Here is a 25,165-nt window from a genome sequence, read left to right on the forward strand (position 1 = left end):
CTACCTATTCCAGTTATATGGTAAGCGGGTAGGTCACCCCACGTATCTTTAGGGCCGCTGAACGGTCATTCTCTAGCATGAGTCATGCGGAGAAACCTATGAGCGACAGTGTGAATCATCATCGAACATTCGAGGTCCTGACGGCGGAGCCGGTGCAGTCTCGACGCAAGCCACGTCATTGGTCGGACGAAGAGAAGGCACAGCTTGTCGCCGAGGCACTCTCGCCGGGGGCCAATGTGTCGGCGATTGCGCGGTCTCAGGGATTGGACCCGTCGCAGCTCTATGCCTGGCGTCGTAAGGCGCTCTCGTCGGGAATGGTCGCGCCACTGACGGAGGGAGCGCGCGCGCCAGTCAAGTTCACGCGCTTTGAGGCGGTGGCCGGTTCGATGGTGGAGATCGTCGTGGGCGATGTTGTGGTGCGCGTCGGCGGCGATGTTGATGCCGATCACCTGACCAAGATACTCCGGGTGGTCCGCACGGCATGATCGCTTCCGGTGTGGTGGTTTACGTGTCGTGCCAGCCGGTCGACTTCCGCAAGGGGGCCGCGTCTTTGATGGCGCTGGTCCGAGATGGCGGTCTCGACCCGTTCAATGGCTCGCTTTACGTGTTCCGGTCGAAGCGGTCGGACCGTGTTCGCATTGTCTGGTGGGACGGCTCAGGCGTCTGCCTCTATTCGAAAACCCTGGAAGAGCAAGGCTTTTGCTGGCCGGGTATATCGGCGGCGCGGATGCGTCTCGACCATTCGCAACTGATGGCGCTTCTGGCGGGGCTCGATTGGAAAAAGATCCGACCGGCCAAGATCAGGCGGCCGTTGTTGACGGGCTGAAACCGGCCTGCGGCAAGATGAATCATGTGGCTGTAATGATTGGGAAAGCGGCTGTTCTTGTGCTCTATTGCCTCCATGGATTTGCCCGTTTCCGACCTGCCAGACGACGTCGATGCGCTGAAAGCGATGATCCTTGCGATGGCGCGCGAGCAGGCTGCGAACGAGACCCGGCTTGCAGCCGCGGCGGCAGAGGTCGAGCGGCTGAAGGCCGTCGAAGTGAGCGCCAACGAACGGATCGCCAACCTCACGGCGATCCTGAAGGTTTTGCAGCGCACGCAACATGGCAAGCGATCCGAGCGGCTGCGCCTGGCCGTCAATGACGAACAGGTTTCCTTTGCGTTCGAGGAGGTCGAGACCGGCCTTGCGGCAATCCAGAGCGAACTCCACCGCGCGACCGGGGACAAGCCGAAGCGCGCGCCGCGTCCGCGCAAGGGCTTTGCCGCTCATCTCGAACGCATCGAGGAGGTTATCGAGCCGGAAATCCCGGCCGACTGCGCGGGGCTGGAAAAGGTTCTGATCGGCGAGGATCGCTCCGAGCGGCTGGACGTGGTGCCGCCGAAGTTCCGGGTGATCGTGACGCGCCGCCCCAAATACGCTTTCCGGGGCCGCGACGGTGTAGTTCAGGCCCTGGCGCCGGCACACCTTATCGAAAGCGGCCTGCCGACGGAGCGGCTGCTCGCCTATATCGCCGTGTCGAAATACGCCGACGGACTTCCGCTTTACCGGCAGGAGGCGATCTATGTGCGCGATGGCGTCGAGGTCAGCCGGTCGTTGATGGCGCAGTGGATGGGGCATCTGGGCTTCGAATTGCAGATGGTCGCCGATTATATCCTCGACCGGGTCAAGGAGGGCGAAAGGGTCTTCGCCGACGAGACGACCTTGCCCACGCTTGCCCCCGGTTCCGGGAAAACCACCAAGGCCTGGCTGTGGGCCTACGCACGCGATGATCGACCCTACGGTGGAACCAGTCCGCCGATGGTTGCCTATCGCTTTGAGGACAGCCGGGGCGGCGATTGCGTGGCGCGTCATCTCGCCGGATTCAGCGGCATCCTGCAGGTTGACGGCTACTCAGCCTATACCAGCCTGGCCAAGACGCGGGCCAAAACCGGCAGCAATGAACCCATCCAGCTCGCAGGCTGCTGGGCACACCTGCGGCGCAAGTTTTACGATCTGCACATCAGCGGAGTCTCTCAGGCCGCAACGGAATCGATCGTCGCCATGACCGAGTTGTGGAAGTTCGAGGACGAAGTCCGCGGCAAGAATGCCGAGAGCCGCGCGGCGCGACGCCAGGAAGAATCCGCGGCCATCGTCGCCAGCCTCTTCGAGCTCTGGGAAAAGGAGCTTGGCAAGGTCTCGGGAAAATCCAAAACCGCCGAGGCGATCCGCTATGCGCTCACCCGGCGAGAGGCGCTGGAACGCTTTCTCACGGACGGTCGCATCGAGATCGACTCCAACATCGTCGAACGGGCGATCAGGCCCCAAACGATTACGAGAAAGAACAGTCTATTCGCCGGCAGCGAGGGCGGTGGACGAACCTGGGCGACGGTGGCCACCTTATTGCAAACGGCCAAAATGAATGGCGTCGATCCGCTCGACTGGCTCTCGCAGACCTTGACCCGCATTGCTCAAGGCTGGCCAGCATCCGAAATCGAAGCGCTCATGCCCTGGAACTTCAAGCCTGACGTTATCGGCTGACCGCTTACGTTATATGCAGACATATTGATTGACGAATTGCAAGACATGGAGGCCGGCTGCCTGATGCTACGCAAATTTGTCCGCCTTGCAATTGAGAAGGACTCAAAAGACTGGCTTCTTGGAGCGATGCATCAACTCTTTGACTCATCGCATGACTACTCGCGATTTCCATCTGGTGAACGGTTATCGATGGGCAAGGCGCTCTGCGAGCACATCCTGACACTGTGCCAGTGGCAAAATGCCCACTCAAGAGCGGAGTATTATCGGGCCATGGCCTACTTCTTCCATGAGGTCGGCAACAACGTAAGCGGTCAGCCGATAACGTCAGGCTTGAAGTTCCAGGGCATGAGCGCTTCGATTTCGGATGCTGGCCAGCCTTGAGCAATGCGGGTCAAGGTCTGCGAGAGCCAGTCGAGCGGATCGACGCCATTCATTTTGGCCGTTTGCAATAAGGTGGCCACCGTCGCCCAGGTTCGTCCACCGCCCTCGCTGCCGGCGAATAGACTGTTCTTTCTCGTAATCGTTTGGGGCCTGATCGCCCGTTCGACGATGTTGGAGTCGATCTCGATGCGACCGTCCGTGAGAAAGCGTTCCAGCGCCTCTCGCCGGGTGAGCGCATAGCGGATCGCCTCGGCGGTTTTGGATTTTCCCGAGACCTTGCCAAGCTCCTTTTCCCAGAGCTCGAAGAGGCTGGCGACGATGGCCGCGGATTCTTCCTGGCGTCGCGCCGCGCGGCTCTCGGCATTCTTGCCGCGGACTTCGTCCTCGAACTTCCACAACTCGGTCATGGCGACGATCGATTCCGTTGCGGCCTGAGAGACTCCGCTGATGTGCAGATCGTAAAACTTGCGCCGCAGGTGTGCCCAGCAGCCTGCGAGCTGGATGGGTTCATTGCTGCCGGTTTTGGCCCGCGTCTTGGCCAGGCTGGTATAGGCTGAGTAGCCGTCAACCTGCAGGATGCCGCTGAATCCGGCGAGATGACGCGCCACGCAATCGCCGCCCCGGCTGTCCTCAAAGCGATAGGCAACCATCGGCGGACTGGTTCCACCGTAGGGTCGATCATCGCGTGCGTAGGCCCACAGCCAGGCCTTGGTGGTTTTCCCGGAACCGGGGGCAAGCGTGGGCAAGGTCGTCTCGTCGGCGAAGACCCTTTCGCCCTCCTTGACCCGGTCGAGGATATAATCGGCGACCATCTGCAATTCGAAGCCCAGATGCCCCATCCACTGCGCCATCAACGACCGGCTGACCTCGACGCCATCGCGCACATAGATCGCCTCCTGCCGGTAAAGCGGAAGTCCGTCGGCGTATTTCGACACGGCGATATAGGCGAGCAGCCGCTCCGTCGGCAGGCCGCTTTCGATAAGGTGTGCCGGCGCCAGGGCCTGAACTACACCGTCGCGGCCCCGGAAAGCGTATTTGGGGCGGCGCGTCACGATCACCCGGAACTTCGGCGGCACCACGTCCAGCCGCTCGGAGCGATCCTCGCCGATCAGAACCTTTTCCAGCCCCGCGCAGTCGGCCGGGATTTCCGGCTCGATAACCTCCTCGATGCGTTCGAGATGAGCGGCAAAGCCCTTGCGCGGACGCGGCGCGCGCTTCGGCTTGTCCCCGGTCGCGCGGTGGAGTTCGCTCTGGATTGCCGCAAGGCCGGTCTCGACCTCCTCGAACGCAAAGGAAACCTGTTCGTCATTGACGGCCAGGCGCAGCCGCTCGGATCGCTTGCCATGTTGCGTGCGCTGCAAAACCTTCAGGATCGCCGTGAGGTTGGCGATCCGTTCGTTGGCGCTCACTTCGACGGCCTTCAGCCGCTCGACCTCTGCCGCCGCGGCTGCAAGCCGGGTCTCGTTCGCAGCCTGCTCGCGCGCCATCGCAAGGATCATCGCTTTCAGCGCATCGACGTCGTCTGGCAGGTCGGAAACGGGCAAATCCATGGAGGCAATAGAGCACAAGAACAGCCGCTTTCCCAATCATTACAGCCACATGATTCATCTTGCCGCAGGCCGGTTTCAGCCCGTCAACAACGGCCGCCTGATCTTGGCCGGTCGGATCTTTTTCCAATCGAGCCCCGCCAGAAGCGCCATCAGTTGCGAATGGTCGAGACGCATCCGCGCCGCCGATATACCCGGCCAGCAAAAGCCTTGCTCTTCCAGGGTTTTCGAATAGAGGCAGACGCCTGAGCCGTCCCACCAGACAATGCGAACACGGTCCGACCGCTTCGACCGGAACACGTAAAGCGAGCCATTGAACGGGTCGAGACCGCCATCTCGGACCAGCGCCATCAAAGACGCGGCCCCCTTGCGGAAGTCGACCGGCTGGCACGACACGTAAACCACCACACCGGAAGCGATCATGCCGTGCGGACCACCCGGAGTATCTTGGTCAGGTGATCGGCATCAACATCGCCGCCGACGCGCACCACAACATCGCCCACGACGATCTCCACCATCGAACCGGCCACCGCCTCAAAGCGCGTGAACTTGACTGGCGCGCGCGCTCCCTCCGTCAGTGGCGCGACCATTCCCGACGAGAGCGCCTTACGACGCCAGGCATAGAGCTGCGACGGGTCCAATCCCTGAGACCGCGCAATCGCCGACACATTGGCCCCCGGCGAGAGTGCCTCGGCGACAAGCTGTGCCTTCTCTTCGTCCGACCAATGACGTGGCTTGCGTCGAGACTGCACCGGCTCCGCCGTCAGGACCTCGAATGTTCGATGATGATTCACACTGTCGCTCATAGGTTTCTCCGCATGACTCATGCTAGAGAATGACCGTTCAGCGGCCCTAAAGATACGTGGGGTGACCTACCCGCTTACGCAACAACATCGTTGCAGTGGAGTTGTTCGAAATGACTGTGACTTTGGTAAAGGGGTTGCCCATCCAAGACGAAGTGAAGAAGCTAGCCCGATTGCTGAAGACACTAGCCGAGTACAAGTGCCACGAGTTCGCGCGGAGCTGCTTCAATAGGGTGGAAAGAGGCGATGCCATGCCGACCGGCCACCACGCCGATAGTTTTGACAGATTTTGGTGGCTGGCGAAGGCAAGCGTGGTGACTTCTGGTGACGAACCGCGATCGATAAACAACGACTGAATGCTTTGGTAGCCCCTCCTTCGCCGATTCAAAGTGATCACGGCAAAAAGATAAACGACTCGCACATGAGTTCCACGCGCCGCAATCGGTTAACCGTTTATAGGAGCCACGATGTACGACATTGTCACGACAATTTGCCGGTTCAGCGACATGCCTGCATTTCTCGGCCCATATTTGGGCGCCTAAATAGCTGGCATAGCAGTGAATAATATGGGTCGTCTATAAAGAAGCTGACTGGCACGAAACTTGAGAGAATTGGGCCGGACGACGAAGGTTGCAAGTCATCGCCGTTGAGCCGAGGCGGGATTCCGATCGGACCCTAGCTCGGACAGCAGACCGAAATTACAGCGTTTAAAAAGGAGTAAGATCGTGTTCGCTGACAACAACTCCAACTCGCTTTCTGTGTTCGAAAATCTCGAATCGAACGTGAGGTCGTATTCGCGATCCTTTCCTACCGTATTTAGGAGGGGCGTCGGAGCCATTATCGAGGACGAGAAGGGCTGCAAATACATCGACTTTCTCTCCGGCGCGGGTGCTCTCAACTACGGTCACAACGATCCCGAGTTGATAAATGCCATGGTAGAATACACGAAATCGAGTGCAATAATCCATGGATTGGACATGGCTACGTCAGCTAAACGACAGTTTATGGAGTTTTTCAATGCCACTATTTTACGCCCGCGTGGTTTGAAATATAAGTTTCAATTCCCCGGCCCGACCGGCGCTAATGCCGTGGAGGCGGCCTTGAAGCTCGCACGCAAAGTCACTGGACGGCATAACATAATTTCATTCACCAACGGCTTTCATGGAGTGAGCTTGGGCGCGCTTTCGGTGACGGGTAATCGTTACTACCGCGATGCGGCAGGCCTTCCTCCAGCCGGCGCCGTATTCATGCCCTATGACGGCTACTTCGGGCCTGAAACAGACACGTCGGAGTACCTGGACAAAGTGTTTTCGGATGCAAGCAGCGGCATAGATCTCCCAGCAGCCATCATTTTGGAAACCGTTCAAGGCGAGGGGGGCATAAACGTCGCGAGCGAGAAGTGGCTGCGGTCGGTCGAGCGAATTTGCAGAAAGAACGACATTCTCCTCATCGTTGACGACATTCAAGCAGGATGTGGGAGAACCGGCGGTTTCTTCAGCTTTGAGTTCGCCGGTATATCGCCCGACATAATCGTTCTCTCGAAGTCGCTGAGTGGCATTGGGCTGCCGCTGTCTCTTTTGCTGCTCAAGCCGGAGTTGGACGTATGGCAGCCGGCAGAACACATCGGAACGTTCCGGGGCAACAACCTTGCGCTCGTGACAGCGACGGGCGCCTTGAGAAAGTTCTGGGCAAATGAAAATCTATCTGACGATGTCATGGAAAAAGGAAGTATCATGAGGGAGCGCCTGTGGCAGATCGCGCAAAGCACCCAAAATCACAATCTATCCGTCCGCGGAAGAGGCCTGATGCTGGCGCTCGACTGTGCTGTAGGCAATGTGGCCGAAAGGATCGTTCGCAAAGCCTTTGATGAGGGGCTTGTGGTAGAGAGATGCGGTGCAGAGGACCAAGTTATCAAGTTTCTTCCACCTCTGACGATCGATGCGCAAACGCTTCAACGTGGTCTGGACATTCTGGACCTGTCTGTCCACGCGAGCGTCTGACTCTAACAGCCGAAAATCGGACAGGCTCAATGCATGGTCAGCGACATGACTTCCTTCGAAAGCGCGTAGGCCTACGGTTGCGGAACTAATGTTACTGAGGGGCCGGACTTGAAGCAGAAGATGCTCATCGCCGGCGGCGGCGCCTGGCAGTTGGCTCGCAGGCCCCATGTTTAACCTAGAGGCCCAGGAAGGTCCTGCATCTCGCGCAAGGTTCATGAAGAGCTCCGACCCGTGGCTTAGTCGAAGCCCCCTGGTACTTCACTCAAATTTAGGAGGTAACGATGAGCGACCCTGTTGGCATTTATATTGATCATCAGATGACCGTTGCCAATCCCCCAAGTAAAGAAGCTCGAATATATTCGCCGTTGGCTGCGAAGAAGGTAGACAGCGCAGCGGAGATTGGACTGCCGGTGAGTATAGGCCGTAGACGCCGGCGGCATGCGTGTCCGATTACGCCGCAACGCCGACGGGGTGACCAAACAGACGACTCATCTGTTGGGCGAAATGCCCCTCTAGCGATCTTCGCCGCAAACACTGGTGGAATAGGAGAAGTGACATGCACGGAAACGTGACGACGCTCGATGTATCAAAATATATCTGCGCGACAAACGAGTTGGCACGCCGATCCGGTCTCAGCATTACGATGGGCGAAGACTTTGAGGAATATGTGGGGATCACCAGCAAAATTCCCGGAAAGCGGCCCACGTATCCTAACTTCCGTCCAGATTGTTCCGATCTTTTCCCTGGAAAAGCTTTTTGGATTGTCGGGCGAGACAGGGAAGGAACCGTCGCACATGTCCAAGCAATGCGCGTCGACGATCTACGTGAAACGAACCTAGCAGAGCACCTCGAGTCGCTAAAATCCTGCTTCAAGGATCCTGACTTGAAAGCGGGACAATACTCCTCGTGTCGCTGCTACGCACCGAGTGCTCGAGGAATAACCGGCGTTGTAGCATATCGTGGCGATCTGTGGCTGCGGGAAGACTTTAGGGGCCGCGGCCTCATGAGTTATATTGGTCACATCGCATTCGGATTGGCATGGGCTAAATGGGCGCCCGATTTCATTTATTCGCTGGTTGCCGACTGGTATGTGGCAAAAGGGGTCCTTGGTCGTTCTGGTTACGTGAACCGAGAGCAGCATGGGTCGGTCCTGCGCCTCGATGCTGAGGGCATCGATGATGATGATTGGCTCCTTTGGATGACGCGAGACCAAGTGCTGCAAATGATTTCGTCAACCTTGGAGACTGACAACCGCTAATTTGTCTGTGGTGCGTGGCCGCGCTCGGCGCTCGGTTTGCCCCCAAAGCGACAGACAGCTTAGTGATGTGCGTTCCCGGTCGTAAGGCATCGATCAAGACCAAGGCAATTCTTAGAGGGTCGAGGTTATCAAGCATGACCTTATCCCATGGTTTATCAGTCGGTGAAGGCAATTGTTGCCTGTTTGCTTGTGGCCCAGAGGGATCAGGCTTTCCTCCCGCCGATAATTGACTCCGGGCCAAACCATGCCGCGAGGTAGGCCTCCTGTAGAGTTTGTCTACTTCAAAACACAACGCTGTTGGCCTGCCTCCATGCTTTTATGCCCTAAACAGTTGATAAATAAATGGCAATTTCGTCTGAGGCGCGTTCGACGCTGTTGGCACGATATTCGCAACGAAAGAAGCGGCGACGTCAACAGGCACTTCTGTGGCGTCCTTCAATCGGTGGAACGAATCGATATGGATAAGGGTGGCATAGAGTGTGTTCCTAGCCTCTCTGCACGCGAGAAAGAATCTCTCCTGTGGATAGCGCAGGGAAGACATCGTGGGAAACGGCGGTGATCATGGGGACTTCTGAAAATACGGTCGCTTTTCATGTGAAGAACTGCCTACGAAAACTGGATGTTCGAACTAGAACGGCCGCCGTCGCGACGGCAACGCGATTCGGACTCCTGGAGCTATAGCGAGCACTACTTTTGCATGGCCTGGCACGTTCCTACCTCGTAGGCTTCGATACTCGCCAGAGCCTGTACATAGGGTGCAATCGAAACCGTGGAGGTCAACGCCATTGGCCAAAAGAGCGCTTATTCTGGTTGAGGGCCATAGAACTATTGGCCATCTGTACGTGAAAGAAGCCCGGCGTTTGGGTCTTTACCCAATCACGCTTTCTGCTGACCCAACTCAGTATGCCTATCTCGAGGCGGAAGGCACTGAGGTCATCCCAGTCGCCACAGACAATGTCCAGGCTCTGCTTCATGAATGTTCACTACTGCGTTCAACCCATGAAATCGCTGGCATAACGGGCTTCTCGGGACTTGACGAGTCGATTTATGTGACAGTCAGCGAACTCTGCCGGCATTTCCGTCTGCCGGGGCCGGACCCTGCTTCGATCGATCGATGCAACGACAAATTCAATCAACGTCAGTTGCTCAAAAAGGCAGGCATTCCAATGCCCGCTTATCGCTTAGCAATGGATGCAAAGGAGGTAGAATACGCAGCCGCAGAGATCGGCCTACCTGTAGTTCTAAAGCCTGCTGAAGGAAGCGGCAGCAGTGGCGTTCGATTGTGCCGCGATGTCGCCGAATTGGCCGCTCATACGAGCTATCTGCTGGGCGGGGAACACACATGGCGGTCCACGCCGAGGATACTAGTCGAGGAATTCGCAAGGGGAACTTTTTTCAGTGCTAACTTAATGGGGAGCGAAGTCGTAGCAATCGGTGCTTCAGAATTCGGCCCTCCACCGAACTTCGTCTTCCATGAGACTGTCTTTCCGGCCCCTATGACTGATGAGGAATTTAATCGCGTGGTCGATCTGTCCCTGCGCTGTTTGGAAGGTCTCGGGCTTGGCTGGGGACCGACAAACGTTGAATTCCGATGGACAAAGCAGGGGCCCGTGGTGATTGAAGTCAATCCGCGTCTTGCCGGTGGCGCCAGTCCTCGGCTGGTTCAGCTCTCTTGCGGTACCGACCTCATACGCGAGCATATAAAGGTTGTTATCGGTCAGGAATGGGATTTGCGCAGCAGGCATTCGTGCACTGCAATTGTACGGCATCTAGTTCCCGTTAGCGATGGTACCTTAGATTGGATTAGGGGCGGCGCCCGGGCGGCTTCTATCCAGGGTGTAGCCGATGTGAAGTTCCATGTAAAACCTAACGCCCGGATCATCAGGAGAGGCGATTATACAGATACTCTTGGACATGTCATCGCCGCGTCACCCAACCTCGCTTTGACGCAGGAGATCCTCCAGCGGGCCGTTGACGAAGTCACTTGGTCAATCACACCATTTCGAACAGACGTCGAATAGGGGGGCTCCTCCCGCCAGCGGCTGATGCGGGAGGAACTTGTATTGATGTGACTCATAACAGAGGGACTCGTTGATGACGCTGTCGTTAATCACCATCACGGAAGCTAAAGCATACGAACGGTGCCGGTTCCCCCATTTCCCTACTCGGCCACCCTGGCTGCGCGGCACCTCAAACTCCGCCGCTTGTGCGAGGGAACGTTTAATGGGTGCGAGCCATCTCGACTGCATGTGGCAACGCTTGGCCGGCGGCAAGGCTCTTAGCCGTATTGGCACTTTTGTGGGCCACAAGCGGATGCGTCCCTACCCAATCCTGTAGGTTTCGGCCTGCACTCGAGATTGATATTGCTGAATTTAGGAAAGTAGATTTGCGTCGACAGCGCCAGCCGGCGCTGCACCGTCAAATCAATAATGTTGACCTTGCTGAAGCGTGTCGTCAGTCCGTCGACGGGAGATTGCCGCTGATATTCCTCGCCAACATCGCTGGTGGGGAAGAGGAGCAGAAGAGGGACCAAGTCAATGCCAACGTTGAGCTCAAGTCCGACAGCCAAGAAGATTGCTGCCAATGCGATCAAGCCTCGTGCCCAAGGCCTCTACGCTCTACGCAACGAGCGTGATGCCTGCGGCTTCGGCTTCGTCGCGAATATAAAGGGCGAGAGGTCGCACCAGAACGTCATGGATGGTCTGGGTATGCTCAAGAGACTGATGCATCGGGGGGCTGTCGGTGCCGATCCGCTGGTGGGTGACGGTGCCGGGATCCTGGTGCAGATTCCCGACCGATTCTTCCGCGAAGAGATGGCCGAGAAGGGCATCACTCTGCCGCCGGTCGGCGAATATGGCGTCGGCCATATCTTCATGCCGCGCGATGAAAAGCAGATCGAGCACCTCAAGAAGGTGATCAAGGACGTGATCACCAAGGAAGGTCAGGTGTTCATCGGCTTTCGTGACGTGCCGGTCGATAATTCCTCGCTCTCCAAGGCGCCGGCCATTGCCGCGACCGAGCCGCATCATGTGCAGGTCTTCATCGGGGCCGGTGAGGATGCCGAAAACAACGACGAGTTCGAGCGCCGGCTGTTCAAGCTGAGCAAGGTAATCTCCCACGGCATCAATGACGAGTGCGACGGCAAGGAGAGCAATTTCTATCTGGTATCGTTGTCGTCGGCGACGGTGGTCTACAAGGGCATGTTCCTGGCCGATCAAGTCGATGCCTATTACAAGGACCTGTCTGATCCGCGCTTCGAAAGCGCGGTCGCCCTGGTGCACCAGCGCTTCTCGACCAACAGCTTACCGTCGTGGAAGCTTGCGCATCCCTACAGCATGGTCGCCCATAACGGCGAGATCAACACGCTGAGCGGCAACGTCAACTGGATGGCGGCGCGCCGCCAGGCCTCGGTCTCCTCGCCGCTGTTCGGCGAGGATATCTCCAAGCTCTGGCCGATCTTCGAAGAGGGGCAGTCCGACACCGCCTCTCTCAACGACACACTCGAATTCCTGGTGCGCGGCGGCTATCCGCTAGCGCATGCGATGATGATGCTTATCCCGGAACCCTGGGCCGGCAACCAGTCGATGGCCGCCGAACGCAAGGCCTTCTACGAATATCATGCGGCGCTGATGGAACCATGGGACGGACCGACTGCCATCGCCTTCACCGACGGCAAGCAGATCGGCGCCATGCTCGACCGCAACGGCCTGCGGCCGGCGCGCTACCTCGTCACCGATGACGACCGCGTCATCTTGGCGTCCGAAGCCGGCGTGCTGCCGGTTCCGGAGGAGAAGATCATCCAGAAGGGGCGCCTGCAGCCGGGCAAGATGCTGCTGATCGACATGGTAGAACGCCGCATCATCTCCGACGACGAGGTGAAGTCGCAGCTCGCGACGGCGCATCCTTATCGCAGCTGGCTCGGCCGCACCCAGCTGATCCTCGAAGACCTGAAGCCGGTGGAGCCGCGGACGCTGCGCCGCGACGTGTCGCTGCTCGACCGCCAGCGGGCCTTTGGCTACACGCTCGAGGACCTGGCGATGGTCTTGAAGCCAATGGTCATTGACGGCGAAGAGGCTCTCGGTTCGATGGGCATGGATACGCCAATCTCGGCGATGTCGGAAAAGCCGAAGCTGCTCTACACCTATTTCAAGCAGAGATTCGCGCAAGTGACCAACCCGCCGATCGACCCGATCCGCGAGGAACTGGTGATGAGCCTAGATTCCTTCGTCGGGCCGCGGCCGAACATTCTCGACCATGAGAGGGCGGCGAACGCCAAGTGGCTCAAGGTTCGCCAACCGATCCTGACCAATGGCGATCTCGAAAAAATCCGTTCGACCGACCGTTTCGACACCAAGACGGTCGATTTCACCTATGATATCGAGTGTGGTGCCGAAGGTATGCCCGAAATGCTCGACCGGCTCTGCGAGTGCGCGGAAGCCGCCGTCAAGGGGGGCTGCAACATCATCGTGCTCTCCGACCGCCAGATTGGCCCGGACCGGATCGCCATTCCCGCATTGCTCGCCACAGCTGCCGTGCATCACCATCTGATCCGCAAGGGGCTGCGCACCTCGGTCGGTCTCATCGTCGAGACCGGAGACTCGCGCGAGATCCATTATTTCTGCCTGCTCGCCGGCTACGGCGCCGAGGCGATCAACCCCTATCTTGCCTTCGACACGCTGCTCGACATGCATGCCAAGGGTGAGTTCCCGAAGGAAGTGGATGCCTCCAAGGTCGTCTACCGCTACATCAAGGCGGTCGGCAAAGGCATCCTCAAGGTCATGTCGAAGATGGGTATTTCGACCTACCAGTCCTATTGCGGCGCGCAGATCTTCGATGCGGTCGGCCTGTCGTCGGAACTGATCGACGAGTATTTCTTCGGCACCGTGACGAGGATCGAAGGCGTCGGCCTCGAAGCGATCGCCGCAGAAACCGTCGCCCGCCATAATGCGGCCTTCGGCACTAATCCGCTGCTGGCGACGACGCTCGATATCGGCGGCGAATATGCCCAAAAAATAGGCGGGGAAAGCCATGCCTGGACGCAGGATGCGGCCGTCGTCCTCAAGAATGCCGCGCGCGGCAATGACGAGGACCTTTACCAGGAATTCGCCGAGATGGTGAACAACTCGGCGCTGCGCATGAACACGATCCGCGGTCTCTTCAAGATGAAGAGCGCCGAGGCGATCGGCCGCAAACCGGTGTCGATCGACGAGGTCGAGCCGGCGTCGAATATCGTCAAGCGTTTCTCGACGGGGGCGATGTCCTTCGGCTCGATTTCCAGGGAGGCGCATACGACGCTGGCGATCGCCATGAACCGGATCGGCGGCAAGTCCAACACCGGCGAGGGCGGCGAGGAATCCGACCGCTATATGCCGCTCTCCGACGGTTCGATGAACCCGGAACGATCGGCGATCAAGCAGATCGCCTCGGGCCGCTTCGGCGTCACCACCGAATATCTCGTTAATGCCGATGTGCTGCAGATCAAGGTGGCGCAAGGCGCCAAGCCGGGCGAAGGCGGCCAGTTGCCCGGAGACAAGGTGGATGCGACCATTGCCAAGACCCGCCATTCGAAGCAGGGTGTCGGCTTGATCTCGCCGCCGCCGCACCACGACATCTATTCGATCGAAGATCTAGCCCAGCTGATCTACGATCTGAAGAACGTCAACCCGACTGCCGATGTTTCGGTCAAGCTGGTCTCGGAAGTCGGCGTCGGCACGGTTGCTGCTGGCGTCGCCAAGGCGCGCGCCGACCACATTACTCTTTCGGGCTCCGACGGCGGTACGGGTGCTTCGTCGCTGACTTCGCTCAAACATGCCGGCAGCCCCTGGGAAATCGGCCTTGCCGAGACCCAGCAGAAGCTGGTGCTGAACGGATTGCGTTCGCGCGTCGCCCTGCAGGTGGACGGCGGCCTGAAGACCGGCCGCGACGTCATCATCGGGGCGCTGCTTGGAGCCGACGAGTTCGGCTTTGCCACCGCACCGCTGATTGCCGCTGGCTGCACCATGTGTCGCAAGTGCCATCTCAACACCTGTCCGGTGGGCCTGGCGACCCAGGACCCGGTGCGGCGCAAGCGCTTCAAGGGTACGCCGGAACACGTCATCAACTACTTCTTCTTCGTTGCCAATGAAGTGCGCGAAATCCTCGCCTCGCTGGGGTTCACTCGGCTTGACCAGATCATCGGCGCCTCGGAGCTGCTGGAGAAGGACGAGATGCTGGCGCACTGGAAGGCAAAGGGTCTCGACTTCAGCCGTATCTTCCACAAGGTCGACGCTCCCAAGGAAGAGACCTTGTGGACGAGCCGGCAGCAACACCCGATCGACGATATTCTCGACCGCGTGCTGATCGAGCAGGCTCAGCCGGCACTGACGGTCAAGACGCCCGTCGCGTTCGAAGTCGACATCAAGAACGTCAACCGGTCTGTGGGCGCGATGCTTTCCGGCGAGGTCGCCAAGCGTTATCGCCATTGCGGATTGAAGGAAGACACGATCAACGTGACACTTCGCGGCACGGCGGGCCAGAGCTTTGGCGCCTTCCTGGCGCACGGTGTCACCTTCAACCTGATCGGCGATGGCAACGACTATGTCGGCAAGGGGCTTTCGGGCGGCAAGATCATCATCCGGCCGCCAGAGAATTCGCGGATCGTCGCCGAAAACTCGATCATTGTAGGCAACACCGTGCTTTACGGCGCGACCGAGGGCGAGTGCTATTTCCGCGGCGTGGCGGGCGAACGGTTCGCCGTGCGCAATTCCGGTGCGATCGCCATCGTCGAAGGTGTCGGCGACCATGGCTGCGAATACATGACCGGCGGCGTCGTCGTCGTGCTCGGCGCCACGGGCCGCAATTTCGCGGCCGGCATGTCCGGCGGTGTCGCCTACGTGCTCGATGAGACCGGCGATTTCGCCAGCCGCTGCAACATGGCGATGGTCGAACTCGAGCCGGTGCCCGAGGAGGATGACATGCTGGAGAAGCTGCATCATCACGGCGGCGATCTCATGCACAAGCGACGCGTCGACGTCTCAGGCGACATGACCCGCTACGACGAGGAGCGCCTCTACCAGCTGATTTCCAACCATCTGCACTATACCGGCTCGGCCCGCGCCACTGAGATACTCGACAACTGGGCCGACTACCGTCCGAAGTTCCGAAAGTGCATTCCGCGAGGCCAAGGTCGCTTGCTGGTGAAGAGGAAAAACGAGTGAATGGAACTGGCAGCGACAAAATCGTTTGGTTTTGTCCGACAATGTCGGCCAAAAATATTGCCACAGAAATGTTATCTGCCTGTTTTATAACAGTTTTCGGTTTGGCATCGAACTTGCGAAATTGATTGGCACACGGCAACAGGAGAAATCGCCCTGACATTGAGCCTATTGAAAATGCTCCCGCTCCAACGGGTTGAGCTGACTTCTGATCAACGCGGCGAAGGACCAAACATGGATCCCCTAAAAAGACTACTCAAGCTTATCAAAGACAACGACGTCCAAGAAATCTACTTCCGCGTCACCGACATGGACGGCAACGTGAAACACATGACACACGACGTCAAAGTAATTGACTCGGACGCAATGACTGAAGGTTTCGACGGTTCGTCCTTTCCCGGCTGGAAAGAGATCAACGAGTCCGACATGGTCCTCATTCCAGATCTCACGACCGCCCAGATGGACCCGTTCCTTTCGGTGCCCACGCTGACGATCATCTGCAACGTTTTCGAACCTGTCACGGGTGAGCGCTACAACCGCGACCCACGCGGTATAGCCGAAAGGGCTGAGACTTACTCGCGGTCGACTGGAATTGCCGACACGGTGTATGTGGGTGCCGAGCCGGAATTCTTCGTCTTCGACGACGTCAAGTACCAGACCGACCCCTACAACACCGGCTTCAAGCTCGATTCCGTAGAGCTGCCGATCAACGGTGATAAGTCTTACGAAGAAGGTAATCTCGGCCACCGCATCCAAACCAAGGCCGGCTATATGTCAACGCCGCCCCAGGATTCTGGTCAAGAAATGCGCAGCGACATGTCAGCACACATAAGAGCGATGGGCGTGACAGTGGAAAAGCACCATCACGAAGTGGCTCCTGCCCAGCACGAGATCAGCACGAAGTTCAACACCCTCGTTCGCAGCGCCGACGAGGTGCAGATCTTCAAATACTGCGTCCGCAATGTCGCTGATCGTTACGGCAAGACGGCGACATTCATGCCGAAGCCGGTCATTGGCGTGAATGGCTCGGGCATGCACGTGCACATGTCGTTGTGGAATGGTGACAAGCCGACCTTTGCCGGCGACGAATATGCCGGTCTCTCCGAGAGCTGCCTCTACTACATCGGCGGCATCATCAAACATGCCAAGGCAATCAATGCCTTCACCAACCCGTCGACAAATTCCTACAAGCGTCTTGTCCCGGGTTACGAAGCACCTGTGTTGCTTGCCTATTCGGCCCGCAATCGCTCGGCCGCGTGCCGCATTCCGTTCGGCTCCAACCCGAAGGCAAAGCGTGTGGAAGTCCGCTTCCCGGATCCTGCCGCCAACCCCTATCTCGCCTTCGCGGCCATCCAGATGGCCGGCCTCGATGGTATCCTGAACAAGATCGATCCCGGCCCAGCGATCGACAAAGACCTCTACGAACTGCCGCAGTGCGAAAAGGCAAAAATTCCAACCGTCTGCGGATCGCTGTCCGAGGCTCTTGAGAGTCTCAGCAACGACCGCGCCTTCCTCACGGCCGGTGGTGTCTTCGACGACGATTTCATCGACAACTATATCAAGATGAAAATGGACGAGGTCACTCTCTTAGAGACAACCCCGAACCCGGTTGAGTTCCAGATGTACTACTCCGTCTAACGTCAGAAAGGAGCGTAACATTCGGCGACTCATCAGATTGAGATTACACAATCACATGACAACCTAATTTAATGGAGCTGCCCATGTTCGTCTCAAAAGTTGATAAAAAGAACTTTCAGTCAGAAGTTCTGGAATCCGAAAAACCTGTTCTGGTCGATTTCTGGGGCGATAGGTGCCCCCCCTGCAAGATAATCGCTCGCGTTCTCGAAGAACTCGCCGTCGAGCTCGAAGGAAAGGTCAAATTCGCCAAGCTGAATGTCATTCAGAACCAAGAACTCGCCGCTCAGTTGGGTGTGAGGGTTATTCCGACCCTTTGGATCTTCAAGCACGGCGAGGTTGCCGATAAGCTGGTCGGTGCAAGACAGAAGTCCGATATTTCTAACTGGAGTTGCCCCTTAAAAACCGGACAGGATCAGGTTTCTGTTTGACGGTTTAAGAACTCACGAGGCGAGCGATACCCCAATGCCTTATGCGGGTGAAGGGTATTGTAGTGTTCGAACCATGAGGGCAGTTGCGCGATGACGGTTATAGCGTCCGGTAAGGGGTTCACCGAGACGTAATCGCGCTTAAAGGTTTTGACGAAGGCCTCGGCCATTCCGTTGGACTGAGGGCTGCGAACGGGCGTTGAACACGGCTCCATGCCGATATCGATGAGCAGCGATCTGGTGTCCTTTGCGATGAAGCAGGAGCCGTTGTCAGTCAGCCATTCGATTGGCTTTGGAAGGGTGTTGATGAGACCGAAGCGGTTCTCAACGGCGGTGATGACAAGGTCCTGGACGTCCTCGCTCTTAATGCCCTCGGTTGTCGCGACATGGGCAATGGCCTCGCGATCACAGCAGTCGAGAGCGAAGGCAACGCGGACCTTCTCCTTGTTGTCGCAGCCGATTTCGAAGCCGTCTGAACACCAACGCAGATTGGATTGCTCGACGGCGACGCGGCCATCGTGGCGACGGGTGTCAATTGCACCGGTGTGGCGCTGAAGAAGCATGCCGTGAACCTTCATCACCCGGTAGACGCGTTTGGCATTTGGCCATGTGCGGTTTTCGCTGCGGGCTTTACGGCAAAGGATCGCGTGAACCCGCCGATATCCGTAGGTCGGCATGTCGTCGATGATCGTCTTGATCTCATCCAGCAGTTCCTGATCGGCGAGCGGCGGCCGCCCTCGGGATTTTGAAGGGCGTTGCTTCACACGTTCGGCGATGTTGGATCGGGCGACACCCAGGGTTTCGCACACCGCCGTCATCGCGAACCGTCCTTCGGCAACGAGAGCGAGCGCAACAGGTGTTTTTTTGACCCTGATGCTATCTCAAGCGCTTCCTTGAGGATTTCGCCTTCCATCGTCTTTTTGCCGAGGGAGGCGCTGCAGCTCTTTCACCTGGTTTTGAAGTGCCCTGTATTCGGATGCCGGGACGACCTCTTCCTGTGATGCCGTCGCCGTCAGCGCACCCTGCGCCGCTAGTTTGCGCCAGGCGAACAACTGGTTCGGCTGAATGCCATGCCGTCGGGCAACGATGCTGACCGTGACGTCAGGCTCGTAGGTCTCCTGGACTATCGCGAGCTTTTCCGCTGTCGACCAGCGACGGCGGCGCTCCGGGCCGGACAGCACTTCTATCTTAGGTATGTGACTGGTCATAATGGGCACATTACTCCTAACACTTAACAAGTGGGAGATCGTGTCCGGGGATTTAGGGGGCCACTACACTAACTGGATTCTGAACGCCGTCTGAGGTGAGTGATATCGACCAACTGCTATGAGAAAAGGGGCGGGGCGACCGGTCGTTTTTTATTGCGATCGCCATTTCGAAGGTGCCATTGTCGGCTAGCTGTAGGCTTTGAGGTTGTCCATCCTGAGTGAATATTAGGAGACTGGAGTTGCTACACCTCGATTTTCCAGGATCACTCCGAATGAACATCTGGACAATGACAGACAGACACGGCTGCATCGAGAGGAAATGGCTCTGGCCGTTGCCTCGGCGACCGCTACCATAGACGGCATCGTTAGGGGTTCATCCATTGAGGACATTATGAGGGTCATCGTTCTAGGCGCCGGTATTGTTGGCGTCACCTCCGCATATCAGCTCGCAAAAGACGGTCACACAGTCACCGTTGTCGACCGGCAGAAAGGTCCGGGACTTGAGACAAGCTTTGCTAATGCAGGCGAAGTCTCGTTCGGATATTGCTCACCTTGGGCAGCGCCAGGAATTCCGATGAAGGCTTTGAAATGGCTGTTCATGGAACATGCGCTGCTGATCCTGCGGCCAAAGATCGATGGCGCCATGCTGTCATGGCTCGTAAAGATGCTCGCAAACTGCACTACCGAGCGCTATGCTATCAACAAGAGCCGCATGCTGCGTCTGGCTGACTACAGTCGTATCTCCCTTGCTGCCCTGCGCAACGAGACTGCCATCGAATACGACCAACGTATGCAGGGCACGCTACAGCTCTTCCGCACGCAGGCACAGCTCGATGCCTCCGCCAAGGACGTCAAGGCGCTTGCAGCCGACGGCATTCCCTACGAGGTACTCGATCGTGACGGGTGCGTTCGCACTGAGCCGGCGCTCGCGCATGTCCGCGATAAGATCACCGGCGGTCTGCTGACGCCAAAGGACGAAACTGGCGACTGCTTCAAGTTCACCGATGCGCTTGCTAACGAGGCCGAGCAGCTCGGCGTCCGGTTTTCCTGGAGTACGGAGATTAACGGCTTGGATGTCGAGGCCGGTCGTGTGCGTGGCGTTGTGACGAAATCGGGATCCCTGCCGGCAGATGCGGTTGTTGTGGCACTTGGCAGCTACTCTCCGTTGCTACTCAAGCGCCACGGAATCAAGCTCCCAGTTCAACCGGTCAAGGGCTACTCACTGACTATCCCTATCACTGACTCCTCGCGGGCGCCGGAATCGACGATCATGGACGAAACTTATAAGATCGCGATCACGCGTCTTGGCGACCGTATCCGCGTGGGGGGCATGGCAGAAATCTCCGGCTATTCGAACGACCTCGGCCTAGCCCGCCGGAGCACCCTCGAGCATTCCGTCATGGATCTTTTTCCCGGTGGTGATGCAAAAGAGGCTACATTCTGGTCGGGTCTTCGCCCGATGACGCCGGATGGAACGCCGGTGATTGGTCCCACCAAGATCGCGGGCCTCTTCCTCAACACCGGACACGGCACACTCGGCTGGACGATGAGTTCTGGCTCGGCCCGCGTCATCGCTGATCTCGTGTCCGGACGGAAGCCCGAAATCGATGCAACTGACCTGGCGATTTGCCGGTACGCCTAAACCACAGTCACAAACCTCATGGAGGATGAAACTTTGATCGAACAAATTTCCACGACCAACGCTCCTGGAGCAGTTGGCCCATATTCACAAGCAATCAAGGTAGGCGATCTGCTCTTCGTTTCGGGCCAACTGCCAATTGATCCGGCCACAGGCGAATTCAATTCCGCAAACGCCGTAGAGCAGGCCGAGCAGTGCCTGAGAAACCTTCAGGCAATCGGGAGGGCCGCCGGTACTGAACTGTCGAAGACAGTGAAGACGACTGTGTTGCTCACCGACCTTGGTGACTTCGCTGACGTCAATCGCATTTACGCGAGCTTCTTCTCACCCCCCTTTCCCGCTCGCGCATGCTACGAGGTAAAGGCCCTTCCGAAAGGCGCGAAGGTCGAGATCGAAGCTGTCATTTCCCTCATTTGATCGAATGCGACAGCCAAGGCACGAACCGGAGCCATGATCGTCATCGCTCCGGTTTTGCTGTTCCGCACGAACGGACATACACATGTGGGAAGACGAAGTCAGATTCCTAAAGGCGGAAGTTGATGAGCTTTGCCGCGCGATGCGGGCCGGAGACCTTAGGGCCGTAGGTTTCGTCCAGCGAAATTATATATCGTACGGCCTTTCGCGAGTCGCGCGATATATCTCGACCGGCTAAGCAAGATCGAAAACACGCCAACCCCGCTGGTCTGTCAGCATTCGTTTCCCGCCGCATCGCGCGGCAAATTAGCCCGCGTCCCCAATCGGGACGCATGGCCCTTCCTCATACGCCACAGAGAGAGCCATGACTAGATTTGTACTTACCGTCACCTGCCAATCAACACGCGGCATCGTCGCTGCCGTGTCCGGATTTCTGGCGGAAATGGATTGCAACATCATCGATAGCTCGCAGTTCGACGATCTCGGAACAGGACGCTTCTTCATGAGGATTTCGTTCATTTCGGAGGAAGGAAAAACGATCGAAGATCTGTCAGCTGGCCTTAAGCCCATCGCCGACAAATTCAAAATGGAAAGCCAGCTTCACGATCACTCGCAGCGCATGAAGGTCCTGCTCATGGTTTCTCGTTTTGGGCACTGCTTGAATGACTTGCTTTATCGCTGGCGCATAGGCGCGCTTCCGATTGACCTCGTAGGCGTTGTCTCGAACCACTTTGATTATCAGAAACTCGTTGTAAATCACGACATACCCTTCCACCATATTCCAGTGACGAGGGAAAATAAGCCTCATGCCGAAGCAAAGATCATGGAGATCGCGGAGGCGGGGTCCACAGAACTCGTTGTTCTAGCTCGCTATATGCAAGTTCTTTCGGACAAGATGTGCGAGCGTATGTCCGGCCGCATCATCAATATTCATCATTCTTTTCTACCAAGCTTCAAAGGTGCAAATCCTTATAAGCAGGCTTACCAACGCGGTGTGAAGTTGATCGGAGCAACGGCTCATTACGTCACTGCAGACCTCGACGAAGGCCCGATCATTGAGCAGGATACGGTTCGGATAACCCACGCGCAGTCCCCCGACGACTATGTTTCGCTGGGGCGTGACGTCGAAGCTCAGGTTCTTGCGCGCTCTATTCACGCTCACATTCACCACAGAGTTTTCTTGAATGGAAGCCGAACCGTCGTTTTTCCTCCAAGCCCGGGCTCCTACGCATCCGAGAGAATGGGATAAGCTGAATTGAGTATTTCCAGAATATCGCGCGTCAAATTGGCGATCAGGAGGAGCGGTCGGTTCCAATAGTTGTAGATGTATGCATATTTATGTCGCTGTAGGCCGGATATCCTGCTGCATCGCCGCGACATTAAGAGGCGCGAGGTTCAGCAGTGATCTGACCCTTCAAAATGGACCAGTTTTAGCAGCCGAGCTACTTCAGGCGAGGCCAACCACCCTTCAAAAGATCAAACGAGAAGCCGTCCGACAGCACCGCCTGAACCACCACGACAAAGCGGATTAAATCAACCAGTAGACCGAGCCGAAAACTCCGACCTTCCAAAGTCCGAAAAGTCTCAAATCATTCGACGACGGACAGCTTCGCCACTTGAGCGTATAGCTGACCGGTATCCATTGAATTGCCTTCAATCAGAATGGGACCCCTTTTCCATTTGCTGTAACTCCTATTACGCCAGATGTCCTGGCGGAGGTATCAGTTGACTGCCCATGCTCGATAGCTCGAGCTCTTCGTCTAGTAGCGAGGAGACGTAGCAGGACGCATAAATGTAGCCGGTCGTGCGCTCGACGTGATCCTCTATGCCGCGTTTAATCATAGCCGTTGCTATCTCTTGCTGTTCCGCCGGAGTGGAAAAGCGGCGCTGGCGTTGTCTGAACTGTTCTACGTGCCTAGTTTCTAACCCGAAATCCTGAAGGGCCGCGGCGATATCGTCATAGCTGAATGGGCGCATTGCAAAGGAGACGACCCACGGGCGTGATGCTGCCGTTGCCTTGTACACCCGTGCAAACGTCCGCGCTGTGACGTAACCCACACAGCCCGTGCTGATGATGATGTCCGCGCCCGCAATGTCACAACTTTCTCGGATGGTTAGCTCACGGTCTTCCAGATCGGCAGAGATGCCGACTTGCAACAAGCCCACATCAAGCGCGTAGCGAACAGCCCTCAACGATGTGTCGAGCCCGACAAACTGGGTGTCATAGCGGAGCCCGCGATTGCGAAAGAAGGCGAGATGCTCCATTAAGTCGAGGCGGGACAGTGGTCCACAGGGTTCCAGATAGGCAGCATACAGATCGTCCAAACTGAGATTAGTGCGTAGTAGGGCTGCGTTGATACCATAGGAGCAACCGATGTCGATGATCTTTAAGTTGGTTCTGTTCCTGACGCGTCGATATTCCGCGAGGATCCTTTCGAATACCGGTTTGGCGCGATCTGGGATCACATAATCCAGGCTCAGATGCGCGCGAAAATAGGCGTGGGGCCACCTTTGATTATAGGCCGCCGAGAAATCGTGCTTGACCCCGTTGATGCTGCTGCTCATTTCACTTGCGAGATCCATTTTTTCGTTCACCCTTTACTCGAATGCCGGCCGGCAATTGCCGCTACCTGTCAGTGAGTTCAAGACTCGTGCCAACTGGAAAAAAGTATTCACGGATCAATTTTGTAAATGGTCTCAATGGCTTGATTGACAGTGGTGTGAAGGCCAGTTCGAACAGCAACGTGTCACGAGCCCAACAAAGCCGACAATAGGTGCAGCACAATGGCCGCTGAGAGTGTCGGCTCTGCCCCAAGCCACAATCGCTAATTTAAGTTGATCGGCATAAGCATAGTCAGCGTTTTTGGGCGGGGCTTGGCACGCGCTCCCCAGTTGCTTCGCGGCCTGTGCACATCAGCAGAAGAGCTTACGCTCCATTTCCGTAAGCCGTTTTCCGCCGTCTGGCGTGACAACGATGGTTTCACTAAACGGCAGGCCGAGTGCCGACGTATACATGTGAAAGACTTGATTTTCTTGGAGCTGCCAGTCACTGTTGGGTAGGAATACACGGGTAAAATCACTTGTCCGCGGAGGGCACTTAAGCCCGAGCGTGTACCCGGTGATACCCGTGTAACTGTCGCGCAGGCCTGCTGCCAAAGCCCCCTCTCGCATAACGCGATCGACGTCCCGTGCATTAGCGCCGGGCCTCATGAGGTGAAACTGCTCGTCCTGGATCCGGATCATCGTTTCGGCGGTCAGCATTTGCTGATCAGTTGGCTTACCCACGACTTTGGGGCGCATCAACCGCGCGGTGTATCCGCGAAAGTGGGGGACTGGCTCTACAAACACGATGTCACCCTCTGCTAAAACGCGCCCATTGAATGACGCGTGAAACGACGTTGTAGGCCCGCATGAGAGGACGGCAACTTGCGCGTTGTCCGCGCCGCAGCGCCACGCTTCACTCGTCATTGCCGTGAAGACTTCGCGCTCGTTCACCCCCGCGTGAGCCACGTTGAAGGCGGCCGCCGCTGCTCGGTCGCAAATTTCGGCGGCAACCTTCAGGCAGGCGATTTCCAGCGGCGATTTGATTAGTCGCATTTCCCACATGACTTTAGAAAAATCGATGAACTTGGCTGTTGGAAGGAGGGTCTCGAGTTCCGCTGCTCGGTTGATTGTGAGGAAATGACTATCACGTTCGATGCCAATGACTGTGGCTCCGAAACCGCGGGATTTGATGGTATCTGCTACGACTTGGATTGGATTCTCACTATCGGAGAAACATACGCAATCGCTGAACCGACTCAACTCGCTGAAGCTTGGAGCATCTATGCTGCGGATGACCGCGACAGGCTCTTGGTGGAGGGGAACAAGCAGCGCTTGGTACATGGCGGCAGTCGACCAGAACCCACTGAAATATGCCCTGTGCTCGGATTGATCTATAATAAGCAGCTCAACCCGCCGGTCAGCCATGACGTTGCGCAATGCAGCTAGGCGAGAGTGATACTCATCGATAGAAAAAGGCGGAGGACGAGCGGAAGATGTGTCATCAAGCCATTCCCTGGCGGCCCATTCAGTTTGCGATGTATCGAACTGATGCGAGACCACAGATGGTTCAGCCAATGTAGCTCTTCCTATGGAC

19 protein-coding genes and 1 pseudogene are annotated in these 25,165 nt (G+C 57.3%); 13 read left to right on the forward strand and 7 right to left on the reverse strand.

Annotation, left to right across the window (positions count from 1 at the left end):
- The first annotated feature begins 98 nt into the window (after positions 1-98).
- The 3 genes from J2J99_RS29850 (at position 99) to tnpC (J2J99_RS29860) (ending at position 2,521) form a co-directional block, all read left to right on the forward strand.
- Positions 99-485: a transposase gene (locus J2J99_RS29850; RefSeq protein ID WP_168302454.1), complete on the forward strand. Its 387-nt coding sequence runs from the start codon at positions 99-101 to the stop codon at positions 483-485.
- Positions 482-826, forward strand: a complete 345-nt coding sequence (tnpB, locus tag J2J99_RS29855; protein ID WP_168302453.1) for an IS66 family insertion sequence element accessory protein TnpB — start codon at positions 482-484, stop codon at positions 824-826. Before J2J99_RS29850 ends, tnpB (J2J99_RS29855) begins: the two co-directional genes overlap by 4 nt.
- A gap of 75 nt (positions 827-901) precedes the next feature.
- Entirely contained in the window at positions 902-2,521 is a 1,620-nt protein-coding gene (gene tnpC, locus J2J99_RS29860; protein ID WP_168302452.1) for an IS66 family transposase, read from the forward strand.
- A gap of 311 nt (positions 2,522-2,832) precedes the next feature.
- On the opposite strand, the gene tnpC (J2J99_RS29865) is transcribed toward tnpC (J2J99_RS29860), so the two are convergent.
- The 3 genes from tnpC (J2J99_RS29865) to J2J99_RS29875 all read right to left on the reverse strand — a co-directional run bounded on the left by tnpC (J2J99_RS29865) (position 2,833) and on the right by J2J99_RS29875 (position 5,255).
- The gene (gene tnpC / locus J2J99_RS29865; protein ID WP_168302452.1) at positions 2,833-4,452 is read right to left on the reverse strand and encodes an IS66 family transposase; all 1,620 of its coding nucleotides are present in this window, start codon (positions 4,450-4,452) and stop codon (positions 2,833-2,835) included.
- A gap of 75 nt (positions 4,453-4,527) precedes the next feature.
- Complete coding sequence (tnpB, locus tag J2J99_RS29870) at positions 4,528-4,872, reverse strand: IS66 family insertion sequence element accessory protein TnpB (RefSeq protein ID WP_168302453.1); 345 nt, start codon at positions 4,870-4,872, stop codon at positions 4,528-4,530.
- Positions 4,869-5,255: a transposase gene (locus J2J99_RS29875; protein ID WP_168302454.1), complete on the reverse strand. Its 387-nt coding sequence runs from the start codon at positions 5,253-5,255 to the stop codon at positions 4,869-4,871. The genes tnpB (J2J99_RS29870) and J2J99_RS29875 overlap by 4 nt, the downstream gene beginning before the upstream one ends.
- 722 nt (positions 5,256-5,977) lie before the next feature.
- Between J2J99_RS29875 and ectB the strand changes: the two genes are divergently transcribed.
- The 4 genes from ectB (at position 5,978) to J2J99_RS29895 (ending at position 10,531) form a co-directional block, all read left to right on the forward strand.
- On the forward strand, positions 5,978-7,252 hold the full coding sequence (gene ectB, locus J2J99_RS29880; protein ID WP_168302158.1) for a diaminobutyrate--2-oxoglutarate transaminase: 1,275 nt from the start codon (positions 5,978-5,980) through the stop codon (positions 7,250-7,252).
- A 556-nt stretch (positions 7,253-7,808) separates the two neighbouring features.
- Positions 7,809-8,510, forward strand: coding sequence for a hypothetical protein (locus J2J99_RS29885; protein WP_168302157.1), 702 nt, complete (start codon positions 7,809-7,811; stop codon positions 8,508-8,510).
- 561 nt (positions 8,511-9,071) lie between these two features.
- Complete coding sequence (locus tag J2J99_RS34310; RefSeq protein WP_168333689.1) at positions 9,072-9,191, forward strand: LuxR C-terminal-related transcriptional regulator; 120 nt, start codon at positions 9,072-9,074, stop codon at positions 9,189-9,191.
- Positions 9,192-9,295: 104 nt separating this feature from the next.
- Positions 9,296-10,531: an ATP-grasp domain-containing protein gene (locus J2J99_RS29895; protein WP_168302156.1), complete on the forward strand. Its 1,236-nt coding sequence runs from the start codon at positions 9,296-9,298 to the stop codon at positions 10,529-10,531.
- A gap of 257 nt (positions 10,532-10,788) precedes the next feature.
- Here the strand turns inward: J2J99_RS29895 and J2J99_RS29900 are convergent, their stop codons facing one another.
- Positions 10,789-11,094: a hypothetical protein gene (locus J2J99_RS29900; protein ID WP_168302148.1), complete on the reverse strand. Its 306-nt coding sequence runs from the start codon at positions 11,092-11,094 to the stop codon at positions 10,789-10,791.
- Between J2J99_RS29900 and gltB the strand changes: the two genes are divergently transcribed.
- From gltB to trxA, 3 genes are all read left to right on the forward strand, one after another.
- Positions 11,048-15,706, forward strand: a complete 4,659-nt coding sequence (gene gltB / locus J2J99_RS29905) for a glutamate synthase large subunit (RefSeq protein WP_246735464.1) — start codon at positions 11,048-11,050, stop codon at positions 15,704-15,706. The genes J2J99_RS29900 and gltB overlap by 47 nt on opposite strands.
- Positions 15,707-15,937: 231 nt before the next feature.
- Positions 15,938-17,341 (forward strand): type I glutamate--ammonia ligase, encoded by a 1,404-nt coding sequence (glnA, locus tag J2J99_RS29910; RefSeq protein ID WP_168302155.1) that lies wholly within the window; start codon positions 15,938-15,940, stop codon positions 17,339-17,341.
- Between the two features lie 83 nt (positions 17,342-17,424).
- A complete protein-coding gene (trxA, locus tag J2J99_RS29915; protein ID WP_168302154.1) occupies positions 17,425-17,769 on the forward strand; it encodes a thioredoxin in 345 nt (114 codons plus the stop codon).
- Here trxA and J2J99_RS29920 read toward each other — a convergent pair.
- A pseudogene (locus J2J99_RS29920) lies at positions 17,754-18,974 on the reverse strand (IS3 family transposase). The gene trxA and the pseudogene J2J99_RS29920 sit on opposite strands and share 16 nt — an antisense overlap.
- Positions 18,975-19,365: 391 nt before the next feature.
- On the opposite strand from J2J99_RS29920, the gene J2J99_RS29925 reads away from it, so the two are divergent.
- The 3 genes from J2J99_RS29925 to purU all read left to right on the forward strand — a co-directional run bounded on the left by J2J99_RS29925 (position 19,366) and on the right by purU (position 22,276).
- Positions 19,366-20,616: a D-amino acid dehydrogenase gene (locus tag J2J99_RS29925; RefSeq protein WP_168302160.1), complete on the forward strand. Its 1,251-nt coding sequence runs from the start codon at positions 19,366-19,368 to the stop codon at positions 20,614-20,616.
- Positions 20,617-20,649: 33 nt separating this feature from the next.
- A complete protein-coding gene (locus tag J2J99_RS29930; RefSeq protein WP_168302153.1) occupies positions 20,650-21,030 on the forward strand; it encodes a RidA family protein in 381 nt (126 codons plus the stop codon).
- A gap of 361 nt (positions 21,031-21,391) precedes the next feature.
- Positions 21,392-22,276 carry a formyltetrahydrofolate deformylase gene (gene purU / locus J2J99_RS29935; protein ID WP_168302152.1) on the forward strand — a complete coding sequence of 295 codons (885 nt, stop codon included), beginning with the start codon at positions 21,392-21,394 and terminating at the stop codon, positions 22,274-22,276.
- A 446-nt stretch (positions 22,277-22,722) separates the two neighbouring features.
- Here purU and J2J99_RS29940 read toward each other — a convergent pair whose 3' ends face one another.
- Positions 22,723-23,622, reverse strand: a complete 900-nt coding sequence (locus J2J99_RS29940; protein ID WP_246763169.1) for a hypothetical protein — start codon at positions 23,620-23,622, stop codon at positions 22,723-22,725.
- 318 nt (positions 23,623-23,940) lie between these two features.
- Entirely contained in the window at positions 23,941-25,146 is a 1,206-nt protein-coding gene (locus tag J2J99_RS29945) for a M24 family metallopeptidase (RefSeq protein ID WP_168302151.1), read from the reverse strand.
- Positions 25,147-25,165 lie beyond the last annotated feature (19 nt).

Source organism: Rhizobium binae (assembly GCF_017357225.1).
Taxonomy (GTDB): Bacteria; Pseudomonadota; Alphaproteobacteria; order Rhizobiales; family Rhizobiaceae; genus Rhizobium; species Rhizobium binae.

Bases quoted from the DNA above. Each gene is read 5' to 3' on its own strand.
- J2J99_RS34310 (WP_168333689.1), top strand. From the start codon at position 9,072: ATGGGGACTTCTGAAAATACGGTCGCTTTTCATGTGAAGAACTGCCTA.
- tnpC (WP_168302452.1), top strand. From the start codon at position 902: ATGGATTTGCCCGTTTCCGACCTGCCAGACGACGTCGATGCGCTGAAA.
- J2J99_RS29875 (WP_168302454.1), bottom strand. From the start codon at position 5,255: ATGAGCGACAGTGTGAATCATCATCGAACATTCGAGGTCCTGACGGCG.
- J2J99_RS29885 (WP_168302157.1), top strand. From the start codon at position 7,809: ATGCACGGAAACGTGACGACGCTCGATGTATCAAAATATATCTGCGCG.
- purU (WP_168302152.1), top strand. From the start codon at position 21,392: ATGACTAGATTTGTACTTACCGTCACCTGCCAATCAACACGCGGCATC.
- gltB (WP_246735464.1), top strand. From the start codon at position 11,048: ATGCCAACGTTGAGCTCAAGTCCGACAGCCAAGAAGATTGCTGCCAAT.
- trxA (WP_168302154.1), top strand. From the start codon at position 17,425: ATGTTCGTCTCAAAAGTTGATAAAAAGAACTTTCAGTCAGAAGTTCTG.
- J2J99_RS29925 (WP_168302160.1), top strand. From the start codon at position 19,366: ATGAGGGTCATCGTTCTAGGCGCCGGTATTGTTGGCGTCACCTCCGCA.
- tnpB (WP_168302453.1), top strand. From the start codon at position 482: ATGATCGCTTCCGGTGTGGTGGTTTACGTGTCGTGCCAGCCGGTCGAC.
- J2J99_RS29850 (WP_168302454.1), top strand. From the start codon at position 99: ATGAGCGACAGTGTGAATCATCATCGAACATTCGAGGTCCTGACGGCG.
- tnpC (WP_168302452.1), bottom strand. From the start codon at position 4,452: ATGGATTTGCCCGTTTCCGACCTGCCAGACGACGTCGATGCGCTGAAA.
- glnA (WP_168302155.1), top strand. From the start codon at position 15,938: ATGGATCCCCTAAAAAGACTACTCAAGCTTATCAAAGACAACGACGTC.
- tnpB (WP_168302453.1), bottom strand. From the start codon at position 4,872: ATGATCGCTTCCGGTGTGGTGGTTTACGTGTCGTGCCAGCCGGTCGAC.